The organism is Xanthomonas dyei (assembly GCF_002939865.1).
GTDB lineage: Bacteria > Pseudomonadota > Gammaproteobacteria > Xanthomonadales > Xanthomonadaceae > Xanthomonas > Xanthomonas dyei.
This window is the reverse complement of sequence record NZ_MDEE01000032.1, coordinates 1-16096: the sequence shown is the minus strand read 5'-3', so window position 1 is coordinate 16096 and position 16096 is coordinate 1. Positions and strand designations below refer to the sequence as shown.

General features: G+C 62.3%; 12 protein-coding genes, 4 other RNA genes and 1 pseudogene. 9 read left to right on the top strand and 8 right to left on the bottom strand.

What is annotated here, in order from left to right:
- Window positions 1-96 precede the first annotated feature (96 nt).
- The 3 genes from XdyCFBP7245_RS17580 to XdyCFBP7245_RS17565 all read right to left on the bottom strand — a co-directional run bounded on the left by XdyCFBP7245_RS17580 (window position 97) and on the right by XdyCFBP7245_RS17565 (window position 5502).
- The gene (locus XdyCFBP7245_RS17580) at window positions 97-2883 is read right to left on the bottom strand and encodes a S8 family serine peptidase (RefSeq protein WP_104616800.1); all 2787 of its coding nucleotides are present in this window, start codon (window positions 2881-2883) and stop codon (window positions 97-99) included.
- A gap of 1723 nt (window positions 2884-4606) precedes the next feature.
- Window positions 4607-5239 carry a carboxymuconolactone decarboxylase family protein gene (locus XdyCFBP7245_RS17570; RefSeq protein ID WP_104616798.1) on the bottom strand — a complete coding sequence of 211 codons (633 nt, stop codon included), beginning with the start codon at window positions 5237-5239 and terminating at the stop codon, window positions 4607-4609.
- 185 nt (window positions 5240-5424) lie between these two features.
- Window positions 5425-5502: non-coding RNA, sX9 sRNA (locus XdyCFBP7245_RS17565), on the bottom strand.
- A 488-nt stretch (window positions 5503-5990) separates the two neighbouring features.
- Here XdyCFBP7245_RS17565 and XdyCFBP7245_RS17560 point away from each other — a divergent pair.
- The 6 genes from XdyCFBP7245_RS17560 (at window position 5991) to XdyCFBP7245_RS17535 (ending at window position 10392) form a co-directional block, all read left to right on the top strand.
- Window positions 5991-6407 (top strand): hypothetical protein, encoded by a 417-nt coding sequence (locus XdyCFBP7245_RS17560; protein ID WP_104616797.1) that lies wholly within the window; start codon window positions 5991-5993, stop codon window positions 6405-6407.
- Complete coding sequence (locus XdyCFBP7245_RS17555) at window positions 6404-7738, top strand: PQQ-dependent sugar dehydrogenase (protein ID WP_104616796.1); 1335 nt, start codon at window positions 6404-6406, stop codon at window positions 7736-7738. Before XdyCFBP7245_RS17560 ends, XdyCFBP7245_RS17555 begins: the two co-directional genes overlap by 4 nt.
- A 405-nt stretch (window positions 7739-8143) precedes the next feature.
- Window positions 8144-8219, top strand: a non-coding RNA gene (locus XdyCFBP7245_RS17550) — sX9 sRNA.
- 70 nt (window positions 8220-8289) lie between these two features.
- A complete protein-coding gene (locus XdyCFBP7245_RS17545; protein ID WP_104616795.1) occupies window positions 8290-8976 on the top strand; it encodes a thermonuclease family protein in 687 nt (228 codons plus the stop codon).
- 217 nt (window positions 8977-9193) lie between these two features.
- On the top strand, window positions 9194-10255 hold the full coding sequence (locus XdyCFBP7245_RS17540; protein WP_104616794.1) for a Gfo/Idh/MocA family protein: 1062 nt from the start codon (window positions 9194-9196) through the stop codon (window positions 10253-10255).
- A 60-nt stretch (window positions 10256-10315) separates the two neighbouring features.
- Window positions 10316-10392, top strand: a non-coding RNA gene (locus XdyCFBP7245_RS17535) — sX9 sRNA.
- Window positions 10393-10609: 217 nt separating this feature from the next.
- On the opposite strand, the gene XdyCFBP7245_RS17530 is transcribed toward XdyCFBP7245_RS17535, so the two are convergent.
- From XdyCFBP7245_RS17530 to XdyCFBP7245_RS17520, 3 genes are all read right to left on the bottom strand, one after another.
- On the bottom strand, window positions 10610-10885 hold the full coding sequence (locus tag XdyCFBP7245_RS17530; protein ID WP_104616793.1) for a hypothetical protein: 276 nt from the start codon (window positions 10883-10885) through the stop codon (window positions 10610-10612).
- 145 nt (window positions 10886-11030) lie between these two features.
- Window positions 11031-11456: a YqaA family protein gene (locus XdyCFBP7245_RS17525; RefSeq protein ID WP_104616792.1), complete on the bottom strand. Its 426-nt coding sequence runs from the start codon at window positions 11454-11456 to the stop codon at window positions 11031-11033.
- Between the two features lie 200 nt (window positions 11457-11656).
- On the bottom strand, window positions 11657-12334 hold the full coding sequence (locus tag XdyCFBP7245_RS17520; RefSeq protein ID WP_244907852.1) for a TetR/AcrR family transcriptional regulator: 678 nt from the start codon (window positions 12332-12334) through the stop codon (window positions 11657-11659).
- 89 nt (window positions 12335-12423) lie between these two features.
- Here XdyCFBP7245_RS17520 and XdyCFBP7245_RS17515 point away from each other — a divergent pair, with 89 nt between their 5' ends.
- The 3 genes and pseudogenes from XdyCFBP7245_RS17515 to XdyCFBP7245_RS17505 all read left to right on the top strand — a co-directional run bounded on the left by XdyCFBP7245_RS17515 (window position 12424) and on the right by XdyCFBP7245_RS17505 (window position 14515).
- Window positions 12424-13035, top strand: a complete 612-nt coding sequence (locus tag XdyCFBP7245_RS17515) for a DUF1349 domain-containing protein (RefSeq protein ID WP_211287734.1) — start codon at window positions 12424-12426, stop codon at window positions 13033-13035.
- Between the two features lie 203 nt (window positions 13036-13238).
- A non-coding RNA gene (locus XdyCFBP7245_RS17510) (sX9 sRNA) lies at window positions 13239-13315 on the top strand.
- A gap of 64 nt (window positions 13316-13379) precedes the next feature.
- A pseudogene (locus tag XdyCFBP7245_RS17505) lies at window positions 13380-14515 on the top strand (MFS transporter).
- 124 nt (window positions 14516-14639) lie between these two features.
- Here XdyCFBP7245_RS17505 and XdyCFBP7245_RS17500 read toward each other — a convergent pair.
- Window positions 14640-15299 (bottom strand): SDR family oxidoreductase, encoded by a 660-nt coding sequence (locus XdyCFBP7245_RS17500; RefSeq protein WP_104616789.1) that lies wholly within the window; start codon window positions 15297-15299, stop codon window positions 14640-14642.
- A 221-nt stretch (window positions 15300-15520) separates the two neighbouring features.
- Window positions 15521-16096: alginate export family protein (locus XdyCFBP7245_RS17495; RefSeq protein ID WP_158255523.1), on the bottom strand; the 576-nt coding region annotated here is incomplete at its 5' end.

The following is a 16096-nucleotide window of genomic DNA, read 5'->3' as shown; positions in this document are numbered from 1 at the left end:
CACAGACGCACGAAGGCCCCGGCATGCCGGGGCCTTCGTCGTCGCTGGCGTTATGCGTCCAGCGGATGCTGTCGCGTTACCACCGCCATCGCCGGATCAGAACTGCCAGCGCAGACCGACATTGGCGTTGATGCTGTTGGAATCGGAACGACCACGCTCGGCGCCCACATTGCCGTACAGCGAAAACGCGTCGTTGACCTGGTAACGCACGCCGACCGAGGCGCGCACGGCCTGCTTCGATACCGGTGTCCCGGCCACATTGAAGCGCGCTTCCGGCAAGCCGGTGAACCAGGCGGTGAAGTCGGCATTGGGGTTGCCCAGCAACGAGCGGTACGCGACCAGACCATCGAAGCCCAACTTGCCGCGCGCCAGATGACCGCGGACGCCCACCTCGCCGTAGCCAGCGCGCAGGGTGTCGCTGCCGGCGCTCAGGCCCAGACCGGTCACCGACGCCTCGCTGAAGGCATCCTGGGTCTGGCTGACCACACCCGCAGCAACGAAGGGCGACAGCCCGGCATGCGGCAGCAGGCCCACTTCCGCGCGCAGCGACCAGTTGGTGTCGTGGCGACGGTCCTGAAGACGCTCGCCGATGCTGCCGGCCTGCACGTTGCGCTCGGTGTCCACATTGCTCATGCCATACGAACCAATGCCCGACACGTACGCCTGGCCGATGGGCTGGTACAGATACGCGGTCATCGCATAACGGTCCGAGCGCAGACGGCTGGCCGATGCATCGATGTGCGCGCGGTCCTGGCCCGAGGTCACCGCCGCGCCCACCACCGTGCCGGCACTGCCCAGCGGCAGATCCACACCGAAGGTGGTGGCCTGCTGGGTGTAGTCGGCCGAGGCGAACCCGCTGCGGCTCAGATCGCCATCCAGATAGCTGCCCTGCATCCAGGTGGTCAGCGTGGTGGTGTCGGCCAGATAGGGCAGGCGATCGGCAGCAACGCGCGCATCGTTGAGTGCCGACTGGAAGCCCAGCGTGCGCTCGATACCGTGCACCTGGCCGGCCAGGGTCGGCAGCGATGCGGCAACCTGCGCATTGGATGCCGCCAGCAGCGAGCCGGTGGCACTGATCAGGCCACCCAGGTTTGCGGTGTCGCCGGAGGCCACGCGGGTGTCCAGTACCTTGACTAGCGCATCGGCCTGGGCGGCACCGTTGATCACGGCCTGCGGCGCACCGGCTGCCTGCGCGCTGGCAGCCGACGCATTACGGGTCAGGGTTGCGGTGACGGTGGTCGGGTCGTAGGCAAGCGATGCGGTCCAGAAGAAATTGTTGGCGTACTGCACCCGGTCGAACGTGCCTTGCAGGACCCCGGCCTTGACGATCTTCTCGCTGCTGCCCACGGTGTAGCCGGCCGCTTCCGGCAGCAACAGCAGATTGCCTTTCAGGCTGGCCACGCCGGTGACGGTCAGGCCCTTGCCCAATTCGATGGCGGTGGTGCCGGTGTTGTTGACCAGGCTGTAGCCGCCGTTGATCACGCCGCCGCGCGACTCGAAGGTGGCCGAGTTGGCTACCAGAAGATCCGAGCGCAGGCTGCCGGACAGCGCGAGCACGCCATCAGCGATGGTGGTGCCGCCGGTGTAGCTATTGTTGCCGCTCAGGGTGAGTTTGCCGCTACCGTTCTTGGTCAGGCCGCCGGCGCCGGAAATGTCGTTGCTGAAGGTGCTGTCGTAACCCGCACCCACATTGGCCGCCCAGCCGCTGGCGAACTGGCCCGGGCCCTTGATCGCTTTGGCTGCGTTGACCAAGCCCCAGCCATACAGCGCATCCACGCCCGGGTCGCCCAGGTCGGTGGCGGTGGTCAGCAGGGTCTGCTGCAGGTTGGACGCGCTCATCCACGGATACACGCCCAGGACTTGCGCTGCGACGCCGCTGACCGCAGCGGTGGAGAACGAGGTGCCGGCGATCTGGCCCTGCAATTCGGTGCCGGCCAGCGCCGGCGCGGTGAAGCTGCCCGGTGCCACCAGGCACCACTGCGCCGCAGCGCCGCAATGATTGGAATAGCTGGTCAGACCGGCCGCATTGCCGGCACTGTCGACATTGATCGCGCCCACCGCCAACCAATTGTTGCGCACGCTGGCTTCCTGCACCGGCGTCGCTGCCGGATACGAGGCTTCGGCAGCGCCTTCGTTGCCTGTCGAGGCGACGATCAGTGCGTCTGCCTGCACCAATGGTGTCAGTGCAAACCGCCAGGCGGCTGCCGCGTTCGCGCTGCCGGCGGCATCGGCATACGAAGCGCCTAGCGACAGGTTGGCGATGCGCACACCGGAGGCCGCCAGATCCACCGCAGCACGGCGGGCCTGCTGGGTGCCACAGGAATTCTCGGCGCAGATACGTGCGTAAAACAGGTCCGCATCCGGAGCCACGCCACCGGCAAAGCCGTCCTGCGCCGAACCCAGCACCAGCGCCGAGACAATCGTGCCGTGGCCGCGCAGCGCATTGGACGACGACTCGGGCGTGCCCGGGCTGGCGGTGTAATCGCTGAAGCCATCGACCTTGCCGGCAATCGGCGCGTAACTCGGCACCAGGTTGTCGTCCAGCACCGCCAGCTTCACGCCCTGGCCCCGGGCACCAGCCTGTTGCGCCAGATCGGCATTGATCGGCACCAGCAGATTGCTGCCGACGCCTTGATAGCGTGCAGGCGCAGGCGTCGGAACCGGCGCGGTCTTGGGCAGCGGATCGGACGTAGTGCCCGGAGTGGTGGGCGTGGTGGGAGTGGTGGGCGTAGTGGGCGTAGTGGGCGCGGTCGGCGTGGGTGCCGGCGCAATCACGGTGCTCTGCGGCGGATCATTGCGGACGTTGCCGCCACCGCCACCGCCGCCACATGCGGTCAGGACAAGACAGGAGGCGATGGTGGTTGCAAGTAGCGAGCGATTCATAAGAGTGGTCGATTCCGTTGTAGGCGCGCCGCTACTGCTGATTCTGAAATTTGGCGCAGAAGGTCCCTGCGCTGGTGGTCACCAACGAAGGCGTTTAATTTCACGTTTTATTCACTTCAAACCGCAGCGGTCCGTCCCCTCGGAGTTGCGCTGACGGAGCACGCGGCGAATACGCTGATGCATTCGCCGTGTGCTTGCGGTTTGTTTAACGGCGCTATCCATTAACTCTAAAGTCTGAATGGACAGTTGCTATTCAGAGAAAAAATCGAGCGATAGGCATTGCCGATTTAATCCATAGCAAAATCGGATTAGAAACCGGCTAGCAAACCAAAATGCAGAAAAACGTCGGACCGAACTCAACAATGCTGCGTCACATTTCGCAGAGGGCGGTAATCCTAAATGCGATAGAGCGCGCGGGTAATCAGGGAATCATGTCAAAGATGTCGGTGAATCCCTCATCCCTGGTGGCGGATTCAACCGCAAGTTAGTCACTCTAACGGACTCTGCCGTATGTAGGTAAATTTTGAATAATGTTGTTTAAGGTGGCGGTTAAAGCTGTCTTAACCATCGTTATCTCCCGCCTCTTTGGCGATAAGAACGCCCCTAGGAAATGCCGACCGGCCTCTTCCGATTGTGCAAAATTCGACGCCTGAAAGCTCATATTTCGCAATCGGTTGCATTAAAAATGAACGATTTGAATAATTCAGTTTATTTTTTGGGTGAATTTTAATTTATTGCTTTCCCGGCGGATCGGGGGTGAGCTAACAGTTATTCAATCATCCACTCTCGAAATTCAGGTTGGTTTCCGGCGCGAATTGGAGAGTGCTGACGGTGGCGGGCAAGCTTTCGACATCTTCGGCATTCGAAGCCTGCAAAGGTTCAGCTCGCTGGGTGCGGGGGGCCAGCGAGCTCTGCTCCCGCCTTACCGCGAAAGCCGGTGGCGTCGCTGCTGTGACTGTTTGAGGAATCTACTCAGGCAAGACCGTGCAGTCTTCATAGACGGCACAGATTGCAGACCGACTCTGTGGCCGTGCTATCTGCACACGCTGCCATGGCCGATCACGTCTGCAGCCGACTAGTACCGTCGCCAGCTACCCCAGAGGCCACCGCTGAACATCCGCAAGATCGACCCACCACGCGCATGGATTCGGAAGGTACGGCGTGATCAGAGGCACATGGAAGTCCGCAGTGGCACTCGAATGGCGCGTGGAGTGCCTTGAGTGGTGCGCGGGTGGTTGGCGCATCAGCGATCAGCAACGCGTTCGCAGCCCAACAGATGCGGTGTCGGCATCAAGGGTTCGAAGGTGTGCTCTGGCCGTGCGCGGTGGTCGTCGCTCTTTCCGGCCAATGCGCATCGCATGCTGCAAGCTGCGGATGGCGATGGACGGCGATGGACGGCGCCGACAGGGCGGCGCGGCCTCGCTGGTTGCCTGCGAACACACCGATCTGCGGGCTGTGTTGAGGATGCCGCTAATGAGCGAGGACTTGGGGCCGCTGGCGAGCACCTGCGCTCGGGGCGGGTTGGTGCAGAGCGCGGCGCAGATCGGAAATACTCTGTCCGACCAACACATCGGCCAATAAATCAGGAGGCAGGCATTCCTTTGCAAAGAGCCGTGCCACCCGCAGCCAGGTCGCTGCCAGCCACGCGGCGGCACATCGGGCTAGCCTTTACTCTGCGACTGCGACTTCGTCGGGCAGAGGCTGCATCAGCCCGGCATCGCCCTCACTGCGTCTTGGCCAAGGCCGCCTTGGCGCGGGTGCCGGCCGCCGCACCGACCCGTTTATCCAGCACCTGCGCCAGTGCATTGAGTTGCGCGCTGCTCACACCGATGTTCATGCTGATCTTCAGATGCGACTGCAATTGCGAATCCACTCCCTCCAGCGCTGCGAGCATGCTCACCGTTGCCAGTTCGCGGCTCACCCAATCGAGGTTGTCGCGCGCAAAAATGTCGCCGAACAGATGCGTCTTCAAGTAAGCATCGATGGCCGGTGCGAAGTCGAACAGCGGTCCTGACACTGCAGCCCCCACCAATTGCGTCTGATTGGCGGTACCCAACGCAAGCAGTTCCGGCCCGGTCGGCACCGGGCCGGGCAGCGCGCCCTGCGCGTCGGTCACACCGCGCTGCTGTCGCGCCTGGACCACTTGCATCAACGCCGCAAGTGCATTGAGGCTGCGTGGGAAGCCGGCATAGGCGTAGACCTGCACCAACACTTCCTTGCATTCGTTGATGGTCAGCCCGGCATCCAGACCTGCCTCCAACGCATTCTTCAAACGGTCGATATCGCCGGTTGCCGCAAACGCTGCAATCGGGGCGATGGCTTGCTGCTGGGGAGACAGGCTTTCTGAGATGGGCATACCAATAAACTCCGGGGAACGTGCTGCCGCGGGGGAGGGGGCAACGACACAAACGGCGGCCGCGCCAAGGGCGCAGACCACTACACGAGCGATCAATGGGCGCCAACGAGGCGCATTGATCGGTCTCTCAGGTCCAGATCTAGGGATCGATACGGTGAAATCCAAGCGTTAACCTCCTGTTGCGCGGCAAACAACAACGTTACGCACGGCTGCCAGGCGGGTGTGGGGCGGCGCACAGAGACCAGAATGTACGAGCGGTACATGCCGATTCCGAGCAGCCGCAGCCCGGTTGGGTAGTCGCGCAGTCGTGTTGTGGGTCGCTCTTGGCGAATCGATACCTGCAGGCCAGACGCACTGCGCGAACGCGACATGCACGCACCGTTGCGGGGCTCGACAGGGCAGGGCGCCAGCATGCCGTATCCGCATGGCTGTTCCATCCGTGTGCGCCGCATGCAGTTATGAGATGCACTCATCAGCGAGTGTCCGCACGACCTTGTTGCGATGAAGTCCCTGAAAGAGCGAGCGCCCGCTGCAGACAAACACTCGACGCATGCCAACACTCGCCGCATATGCCATGCCAATGCCATGAAGATGCAATGCGGTCTTTCCGCATCGCCCAGCGCAACAGCCTGGCGCGTGCAACAGTGCGTTCGTGGCGTGTAGAGATGCGAGGCGCTGAATATCGCCTTTCTCATCACACGCCAGCTGGCAGCATCGGGGCACGTTTCGCCATCGCCCCAATGAGTTCGCCATGAATGCAGCCGCCGTTTCGCCCCGTCGTTGGGCCATCCACCCGTTCCATGCAGCCGTGCTCGGCGGTGTGTGGCCCTTGTTCCTTGGCGCGCTATTGAGCGACTACGCCTACTGGAGCAGCTACCAGATTCAATGGAGCAACTTCGCGTCCTGGCTGTTGGTCGGGGCAATGGTGGTGACCACCATCGCGCTCGTGGCCGCCATCGTCGCGCTGGTGCGCGGCAGCCGCAACTTCATCTATGTGATCGCATTGGTGGCAACCTGGATCGTGGGATTTTTCGACGCGCTGCATCACGCGCGCGATGCGTGGGCCATCATGCCGGCGGCATTGACGCTGTCGGCAATCGCCACCCTGTTCGCATTGGTCGCCACCTGGTCGGGGCTGTCGGGTCTGCGCGTGGGAGGTGCACGATGAGCCGCTACACGCGTGTGCTTGCCGTCTCGGTTCTTGCTGCTGCATTGGCCGCCTGCGGCAAGGCACCCGAGCTCGATCAGCATGGCGCCACGCCAGAGCTGCCGTCCCCGGATCGCGGGGTGCTGCCCGACATGACGATCGCCGAACCAAGTGCATGGGGCGACCGCAAGCCGACCGTCCCGGCGGGCTATCGCATTACCGCCATTGCCACCGACCTCGGCATTCCACGCCAGACGCTGGTGCTGCCGAATGGCGACATCCTGGTGGCCGAAGGACGCGGCGGCTCTGCGCCAAATCTCAAGCCCAAGGACATCATCGCCGGCCCGATCAAGGCCAAGGGCACGTCCAAGGCCAAGAGCGGCAATCGGCTGACGTTGTTGCGCGATGCCGACGGCGATGGCACCTATGAATTGAAGACGGTCTTTGCCGACAAGCTCAACGCGCCTTACGGGCTTGCGCTGATCGGTAATACGCTCTACGTCGCCAACCAGGATGCGCTGGTGCGCTTCGACTATCGCGAGGGCCAAACCAAGGCCAGCGGCGCGCCGAGCAAACTGACCGATCTACCGTCGGTCATCAATCACCATTGGACCAAGGCGCTCACTGCCAGCGCAGATGGCCGGTATCTGTATGTGGCGATCGGCTCCAACAGCAACATCACCGAACGCGGCATGGCTGCAGAAGTCGATCGCGCGCAGGTCTGGCAAGTGGACGCGGCAACCGGTGCGCATAAGCCTTACGCCACCGGTCTGCGTAATCCCACCGCACTAGCGATCCAGCCCGGCACTGGCGCGCTGTGGGCAGTCGTCAACGAGCGCGATGAAATCGGCCCGAACCTGGTGCCCGACTATCTGACTTCGGTACGCGAAGGCGGCTTCTATGGCTGGCCCTACAGTTATTGGGGCAAAAATGTGGACGCACGTGTGATGCCGCAGGACCCGCAGAAGGTGGCCTCTGCCATCGCACCCGACTACGCGCTGGGGTCGCATGTGGCCGCGCTGGGTGTGGCGTTCTCGTCACCGGTGCTGGGCGCGAAGTTTGCCGACGGCGTGTTTGTCGGCGAACACGGCAGCTGGAACCGCGACCCACCAGTGGGCTACAAGGTGGTGTTCGTGCCGTTCCGTGATGGGCGCCCGGCAGGCCAGCCGATCGACTTTGTGTCCGGCTTCCATGGCGATGACGGCAAGACGCGTGGCCGCCCGGTGGGAGTGACCGTCGACCCGCGCGGTGCGTTGATCGTGGCCGACGACCTGGCCAACATCATCTGGCGCGTGACGCCAGAGGCCACTGCAGCCGCGCCCGCAGCGGCGACTCCAGTCGCGCCACAGTAAGCAGCAACGCGAGAGCGCGCCCGGTTGCATGATGCGCCGGGCGGGCTTTCTTTTGCCGTTCTGATCACACGAGATGGCTAGTCAGCCAGATGCTTGGCAGTGCGCCCGAGTAGCGCAGGGCGGGTGCGCAGCAACGCAATGCATGCGGAAGACTGCGCGCTGTGACAGCGACGCGTTGCGACGGGTTGTGTGCATCTCAGTGCATCGTCTACTTCAAAGATCGTCGTGCGCAACTCGCAAAAGATAGCCATCCCCTTCGCATTCGCATACAGTGCCGGCCCTGCGTCGGCACTGCCGCGCGGACGTCGGGCGTCAGGACAGCGCCGGGCAAGGCCATCCGGCTAAGAGCAGCCAACAAAATGACTGGGCAGGCGCCAGACGGGCGTGACCGGTGCTCCGTGCGGCATGTACCACGCGTACACGCCGGTCTGAGCGCGACGTCCACACCCGCCTGACGATTGCTCGCTACGTTGTGTTAGCTGCTCCAAGAGTGCACACGCGGGAAGAATGCAAGGACGACTTCTACCGATTGCCAAGGGACGTTGTTGTCGATGTTGTTTAGATGGTTGTTGGGTGTTGTGGGTGTCGCGCTCGTTTTGCCTGCCGGCGCAGCAGAGCTTGTTGGAAGGGCCGCCGTCACCGATGGCGATACCATTACCGTGGCGCACAAGCGCATCCGGTTATGGGGAATCGATGCGCCGGAAAGCGCGCAGCAGTGCAATGAGCCAGACGGCCGTGCGTGGCCCTGTGGCCGTCGCTCTGCAGCGGCGCTGGATGGTTATCTGATCGACAAGACCGTGCGATGTCAGCAAAAGGATACCGACCGTTACGGACGCGTCGTTGCCGATTGTTTTGTTCAAGGGCAATCGGTCAACGGCTGGATGGTGCGCAATGGCTGGGCGGTGGCGTATCGCCAATACGCCACCGCGTTTATTGCCGATGAGCGCATCGCGCAGCAGCAAAAACGCAATCTCTGGCAGGGAAGCTTCCAGCAGCCTGCCGAGTACGGGCGCAATAAACGCCATCACGTTGCATTGCGCGCAGCAGCAACTGCACCGGCAGCCGTGCCGGGCAAGTGCGCCATCAAGGGCAATATCTCCGGCCAGGGCACCAAGATCTTCCATATGCCTGGTCAACGCGATTACGCGCGTACCAGCATCTCGACCGAGAAGGGCGAGCGCTATTTTTGCTCGGCGCAGGATGCGCTGAATGCCGGTTGGCGGCGCGCCGCACGTTAAGTGGGGCCTGCGAACAACCCGATAAGCGCTGCTCACAAAACATAGCGAGCGGTCGCCTGCCAGTTAGCCGCTCTGAGTGATACTCAAGCAGATGCATCAGGCGCACAGGCCGCGTCCGCTTTGCGCTATGCAGTGCTGCGCCTAAGCCGACAGGGCACCCCGATCAAAAACGCGTGGTTTGCTAGCATCGCGCGCTCCACGACAACGCAGCGACCCGATGCCGATGCTCCACATCCCCGAGCCCGATCTGTTCGTGCCTGGCCAAGGCGAGCCATCCCTGCGCTGGGGCGTGCTCGGTCCCGGCGTGATCGCATCCGCATTCGTGCGTGCGTTGCGCAGCAATACCCATCAACGCCCGGTGGCAGTTGCCTCGCGTAGCAGCGAGCGTGCGAACGCGTTTGCGAAGACCTGGGCGATCGAACGTGCGTACGACAGCTATCAGGCGTTGGTCGATGACCCGAACGTCGACATCGTCTACATCGCCACGCCGCATAGCGAGCATCTGCAGCATGGGCTGCTGGCGCTACGCGCTGGTAAACATGTGCTGATCGAAAAGCCCATCACCACCTGCGCAGACGATGCGCACCTGCTCGTGCAGGAAGCGCGTGCACGCGGCCTGTTTTTGATGGAAGCGATGTGGAGCCGCTACCTGCCGCAGACCTCGGTGATCCGCAAACTGCTTGCCGATGGCGCGCTGGGCGATGTGCGCCAGGTGTTTGCCGACTTGAGCCAGCGTGGACCCAGCGACCCTGCACATCGGCAACGCAGTCCCGAACTTGGCGGTGGTGCGCTGTTGGACCTGGGCGTCTACGCCGTGCAGTTTTCCTCGATGATCCTGTCCGCGCCCAACGCAATCACCGCTATCGGTGAGCTCACCGACACCGGCGTCGATGCCTGTTCCACCATCGTGCTGTCGCATCGCGCGCATGCGCAGTCGACCTTGATCAGCTCCATCGTCGCGCGCAGCAGTTCGATGGCCTACGTGACCGGCACCGAAGGGCGCATCGACCTGGCCGGCGATTTCCACAATCCCACCACGCTGCGGATTGGCAGTAACGATGACGCCAGCACGCCGGTCGACTGGACCGACCCGACCGGCATCAAGGGCTATGAAGGGCTGTCATGGCAGGCAAACGCCGCCGCACGCTATATCGGGGAAGGCCGCAGCGAGTCGCCGCTGCATCCGCTCGACGAAGTGGTGCAGATCATGACAACGCTGGACGTGGCGCGCGCGCAACTACGGGCAGCGGCTACAACGGCCGGCGCCGATACGGTTTAGAACAACCAACAAGACTACTGCGCAGCCACCAGGCGGGCGCGGCCGGTGCTCGGCTTCAGCATGTACTACGCGCGCACTCCGATTATGAGTGCGCCGTCCATACCCAGCTGACGACTGCGCACTACGTTTTGCTAGCCGCTCTTAGTAGACCGGCAGTACCCGTCTTGTGCGCGCAACTCTATGCCGTGCATCGGGCACGGCGTACCGCCGATGGCGCCTGCAGAGCGGTCGCACCGCCATCGAAGACATCGGGTTGCAACGCACGACTGCCTGACATGCGAAACCCCGCATTCGCGGGGCTTTGCATTCGAGCATGGTGGCGGCGTAGGGCAGTGCGCTACGCCAGCGCAGTCGTCACGGCAGATCGCACTTGATCTTGCCGTCCACGTAATAGGGTTTGGGGACGTCGGGGTTGGTGCTGGTTTTTTCGAACACCACCTCGAACGAGGCCATGTCTACCTTGCCCTTGCGTGAGGTGCAGGCTTCCTGAAGTTTTTTCTTCACCGCGGCAATGCCGGCTTCGCGGTTGGCGCCATCGGCGCTATTGGTCAGGTTGACCACTTCGGCCCAGGCCTGGGTGCTCAGGCCGAGCAGGCATCCGGCGAGCAACATGCTGTGCAGCTTCTTCATACGATCTCCTTTGCAATGTCCATTGTGCAATGTCCCTGGATGCGCGGCAGATGGCCTGCGGCGCCCTAATAGCATAGGGGTGCCACGTTAAGAACCCGTGCGCGGCCACCTGCACTACACGTCATGCAGGTTCCACGTCCTGGCATTACCGGACAAGCGCCAACGTTGCCCATGCGAGCACGCCGTAGCGCGTGACCTTGGCGATCGCCACCAAGGGCAGGAAGACCCGCAGCGGTTCGCGCATGACCCCGGCCGCCAGCGTCAACGGGTCGCCAATGATCGGCATCCAACTCAGCAGCAGCGACCACTTGCCGTATCTGCCATACCACGCCTGCGCACGCGCCAAGGCGTTTGGGGTTACAGGAAACCAGCGTCGCCCCTGGAAGCGCAGCACCTCGCGCCCGATCCACCAATTGATCAACGAACCCAGTACGTTGCCGACGCTCGCAGCCGCCACAAGCCCCACCACCGAACCGCCATCCAGCAACAACGCAACCAATGCCGCTTCCGACTGCGCGGGAAGCAGCGTAGCGGCAATCAACGACAGCGCGAACAGCGAGAGATAGGTCAAGGACAGCCTATGGGTTGGTCATGGCGTTTTGAGTTTCAGCAGACGCTGGAGACCTTTGACTCATGCATGCGTTGCTGTGCGAGCGGCAGCGACATCCGCAAAACGTCACCTCGTAAATTCAGTATGAATCGATCAATCCGTCGCCATGCAGTGGAGGTCGCGATGCACGCACCGCTCAATTGTGCAGCGCCCAGCATGCATCACAGTAGAGCCAGCTGCCCCACCGCATTGCGCACGCTCTTCTTGGTCATACGCACCACCGAACGATGGATCGTCATACCTTCGATCAAGGCATCGATCGCACTGGCAGCGGGCTTGGAAAAATGCAGTTCCAGCGCCGCGCGGCTGCGTGCCATCCATTGCTCCATGATCGCTGTCATCTCCGGGTGGCGCCGGGCAAACGCGTACAGCTCGTAGCTCAGCAGCAAGATCCGCGGCGAGGCGGTACTGTCGGCGAAGATGATGTTCACCACAGCATCGCAGGCTTGGTCGCGGTTCTTCGCAGCGCGGATCTCGGCGGCGAAGTTCTTCGAGACCTCCTGCGAGAAGCGGGTGAATGCCGCGATCAGCAGCTCATGCATGGAGCCGAAGTAGTAGGTGGTCGCGCTCAGCGGCACCTGCGCGTGTTCTGCAACCTTACGGAAGGTCGTCCCCGCCACGCCATGGTCGACAACCACCTGCAAGGTGGCCTGCTCGATGTGTTCTTTTCGATGTGGGTCTTGCTGCCAGGTCCTGCCGCTCATCTGTCTTTGCCCATGTATCGACCAGAGCGATGGTAATCCAGAGTTGACTTGCCAATTGGTACAGATGTACAAATTTACGCAGCTGGCTTTACGCTGCCCGCACGAAGGCACCGGAGAGCATTGCTTTTTCGTCACGAGGACTAGATATGACGGGTTCGGAAAAACACCAGGTCGATGTTGGCCGCAGGGCGACGCTGGGCGGTTTGGCTGCTGGCGGCGTGGTCATGGCAACCGGTGCAGGTGCGGCGCCATCCAGCCACTGGCAACAAGGCAAATGGCTCAATGAACCCAAATCGCACCGCATCCTGGGCGGCGATGTGCTGGAGGTCGTCACCGACAAGGGCACCGACTTCTGGCGCGAAACCCATTACGGGTTCACCCGCGATAGCGGGCATTTTCTTGGCATCGCGGCGCCGGCAGCGTTTACCTGCCAGCTGCGCGTCCGCGCAAAGTTCGAGCAGCTCTACGACCAGGCTGGGCTCATGATCCGCGTCAACGAGCGGCAGTGGGTCAAGGCGGGCATCGAGCTCAGCGACGGTCGCGCGATGCTCAGCAGCGTGCTGACCGATGGCACATCGGATTGGGCAACAGGTCCGTACGAAGCTGACCCGTCCGACTTCTGGATCCGCGCCACCGTCGACAAGGGCGTGCTGCGTCTGCAGGTCTCCAAGGACGGCACGTATTGGCCGCTGGTGCGGCTGTGCCCATTCCCGGTGGCCAGCACCTATCTGGTTGGTCCGATGACCTGCACGCCAGAGCGCGAAGGCTTGAAGGTGCACTTCTCCGACTGGAAGCTTGGCCCGGTACTCGGCAAGGATCTGCACGATCTGTCCTGAGGGTTTAGCGCAGCCAACAAAACAGCTGCGTTCACCGCCAGGCGGACGTGTTCGATGTTCGGTGCGGCACATGACATAGGTGCACTCAGGTTCTGAGTGCACTGTGTACATCGACCTGACGACTATTCGCTGTGCTTTCCTAGATCGGCCAACAAAACGACTGCGTTTACCGCCAGGCGGTGGCGACCGCTGCTCGGAGCGGCATGTACCACGCGTACATCCCGGTTCTGAGCGCGCCGTCCGCATCCATCTGACCACTGACCGCTGCGTTTTGTTAGCTGCTCTTAGTGACTCTTCATGCTGTCTATCGCGTGGCAGCCGGTGTCTTCGCAGTTGGATGATTGATGACGTCTCGTGCTTCACACTGTGCGCAACAGCACGCAACCCGCGCCGCGTTCTTTATTCCTGGATTCGCCGTGTCGATTTGGGCACCGCTGGTTCCGTTCGCCAAGAATCAGTCGGCACTGGATGAAGCGAGGCTTGGACTGGTGCTGTTGTGCCTTGGCGCCGGGTCGCTGATGGCAATGCCCATCGCTGGCGTATGGGCATCGCGCGCAGGCTGTAGGCGCATCATGCTGGTCACCGTCGCCCTGATGTGCTCTGCATTGCCGTTTTTGAGCGCAATGCAGTCGGCGGCAGCGTTGGGCGCAATGTTATTTCTGTTCGGTGCTGGCGTTGGTGCGATGGACTGCACGATGAACCTGCAGGCGGTCGTTGTCGAGCGCGAGAGCGGCAAAGTGATGATGTCGGGCTTCCACGCCTTCTACAGCATCGGCGGCTTTGCCGGCGCCTTGCTGATGACGGTACTGCTCAGCGTCGGCATCGCACCGACAATCGCGTCGACGATCGGCGTACTCACCATCCTGATTGTCACCGCGCTCGCCGCCCCGTCTTGGAGAGCGGAGCAGGGCACCCAGCAAGGCCCGCTGCTTGCCTGGCCGCGGGGCAGCGTGTTGTTGATCGGCATCCTGGCCTTTGTCGTGTTTCTGGCCGAAGGCACCATCCTGGATTGGAGCGCCGTCTTCCTGACGCAGGTTCGCAGTGTCGATGCCACCAAGGCCGGCGCGGGCTATGTGATCTTTGCATTGACCATGACCGCCACGCGGCTGTTTGGCGACGCACTGGTAGAACGCGTGGGCCGTGTCCGATCCATCATGGTCGGTGGACTGTGCGCGTGCGCAGGCTTCCTGATTGCCGTGTTGACGCCGTGGTGGCAGCTCTCGCTACTGGGCTCGGGTTGGGATGCGCCAACATCGCACCGGCGTTGTTTTCGATGGCAGGACAACAGCGCGCCATGCCCGAGGGAATGGCGATCACCGCAATGACGACACTTGGCTACGCCGGTGTCCTGGCCGGCCCCGCCTTGATCGGCTTCGCCGCCCACGGCTGGGGGCTGACCGCCGCGCTGATGCTCGTTGCTGCCGCGATGTGTGCGGTCGCGATTTCTGCCCGCTGGTTGCGTTTGGGTGACGCTGAGTAGGGTGGGGGAGGGTTAGGCCAACGCCTCGGTCATCATGGAAAGCAGGCTGGATTGCCACTGCCTCCTAGGTGAAAACAAGCCGACTACCTAATGCAGGCCGCACGGGAGACGTACTACCGCTCACTCAAAGTGTCTGGGCAGTGGGGCGGAAGATGATTTCATTGACGTCGACATCGTCCGGCTGACTGATGGCAAACGCCGCCATGCGGGCATAACTGTCGGCCGGAATGCCGACCTTCGCCACGTAATCGCTGTTCGTTGATTTGACCGCTTCGTCCGAAATATGATCAAGCAGTTCGGTCTTCACCGCACCCGGGCTCAGGATCGTGGTGCGGATGTTGTAGGCCTTCACTTCCTGCCGTAGACCCTCGCAAATCGCACGCACAGCAAACTTCGTTTGCGGAATCACTGCTGCAATGCCGTGCAGCACGCCCTTGATATTCACATCGATCATCTGATTCCACTCTGCCACCTTGAGGCTTTCCAGGTTCGAAAGCGGCATGACCCCTGCATTGTTGATCAACACGTCGACCCGACTGAATGTTTCGGCAGCTGTGTCGACCAACCGGGTCACCTCTTCCGCGCGGGTGACGTCCGTTGCGATCGCGACAGCGTCACCGCCAGCATCGACGATCTCGGCGACGAGGGAGTTGAGGCGTTCCGCCCGCCGCGCCCCTAGAACCACTTTGGCGCCGTGCGCCGCCAGATGACGCGCGGTGGCTTCACCAATACCGCTGGACGCCCCGGTGATGACAACGACTTTGCCTTGGATACCACTACTCATGCGCTTTCTCCGATAGCTAGACCAACACGGAGACACCATCGCCACCGAGTCCACCGACAACGTTAGCCGAGAAAAACAGGCGGATTGGTACCCACGGATTGGATGGGCTCATGCAGGTGCTTCATCAATATCCATTGGCTTTCGTCGCACGCGCGCATTCGTTCGCCATGCATGCCTGGTCATCAGCAAGTTCATCACAGTCGCTGGTGATCCAGCACCAGCTACCACATGAACTTCATCTCACAGCCAAGGTAATTGCTGTCATGACCGCCGGCGGTACGCACGGTGTCGCCGGCCTGGTAATGCACCGCTTCGATGGCGGTTTGCAGGTGTGTGTTGAGCTTCCAGTCACCGCGCAGCTGTAGATAGCGGCCGGTCCAGTGACTGCCGGTGCCCGCAGTGCCGGCCAGCGGAATGTCCGGCTGCACATACACGGCGTCGGCGGTGCTTTGCCGCCATAACAGGCCGAGCGAGGCAGTAACGCTCAGCTGCGTGGTGGGCCGCACGGTGAGCATCGGTTTGATCTGCAGCAAGTTGCTGTAGCCGGTGTAGCCGGCCAGGTTGATGTACGCGCCGTTCGGGAATAACGGGTTGAAGGTTTCAAGCTGTCCATCGCCCGGATGTCGGTCGCCGGAGGCGGTATCGACCTGCAGCCCCAGACGCGGCGTCAATGCGGTGTCCTGCCAGGTGTAGCCGGCCTTGAGGCCTAGGGAAGGTCTGAATAACGATGCCTGAGAGTGCGGAATGTCCGCATCGTTCCGGAGAGTCTCGTTTGGATCTTCGGAGTTTCGCCATTT

Bases quoted from the DNA above. Each gene is read 5' to 3' on its own strand.
- XdyCFBP7245_RS17580 (WP_104616800.1), bottom strand. From the start codon at position 2,883: ATGAATCGCTCGCTACTTGCAACCACCATCGCCTCCTGTCTTGTCCTG.
- XdyCFBP7245_RS17570 (WP_104616798.1), bottom strand. From the start codon at position 5,239: ATGCCCATCTCAGAAAGCCTGTCTCCCCAGCAGCAAGCCATCGCCCCG.
- XdyCFBP7245_RS17560 (WP_104616797.1), top strand. From the start codon at position 5,991: ATGAATGCAGCCGCCGTTTCGCCCCGTCGTTGGGCCATCCACCCGTTC.
- XdyCFBP7245_RS17555 (WP_104616796.1), top strand. From the start codon at position 6,404: ATGAGCCGCTACACGCGTGTGCTTGCCGTCTCGGTTCTTGCTGCTGCA.
- XdyCFBP7245_RS17545 (WP_104616795.1), top strand. From the start codon at position 8,290: ATGTTGTTTAGATGGTTGTTGGGTGTTGTGGGTGTCGCGCTCGTTTTG.
- XdyCFBP7245_RS17540 (WP_104616794.1), top strand. From the start codon at position 9,194: ATGCCGATGCTCCACATCCCCGAGCCCGATCTGTTCGTGCCTGGCCAA.
- XdyCFBP7245_RS17530 (WP_104616793.1), bottom strand. From the start codon at position 10,885: ATGAAGAAGCTGCACAGCATGTTGCTCGCCGGATGCCTGCTCGGCCTG.
- XdyCFBP7245_RS17515 (WP_211287734.1), top strand. From the start codon at position 12,424: ATGGCAACCGGTGCAGGTGCGGCGCCATCCAGCCACTGGCAACAAGGC.
- XdyCFBP7245_RS17500 (WP_104616789.1), bottom strand. From the start codon at position 15,299: ATGAGTAGTGGTATCCAAGGCAAAGTCGTTGTCATCACCGGGGCGTCC.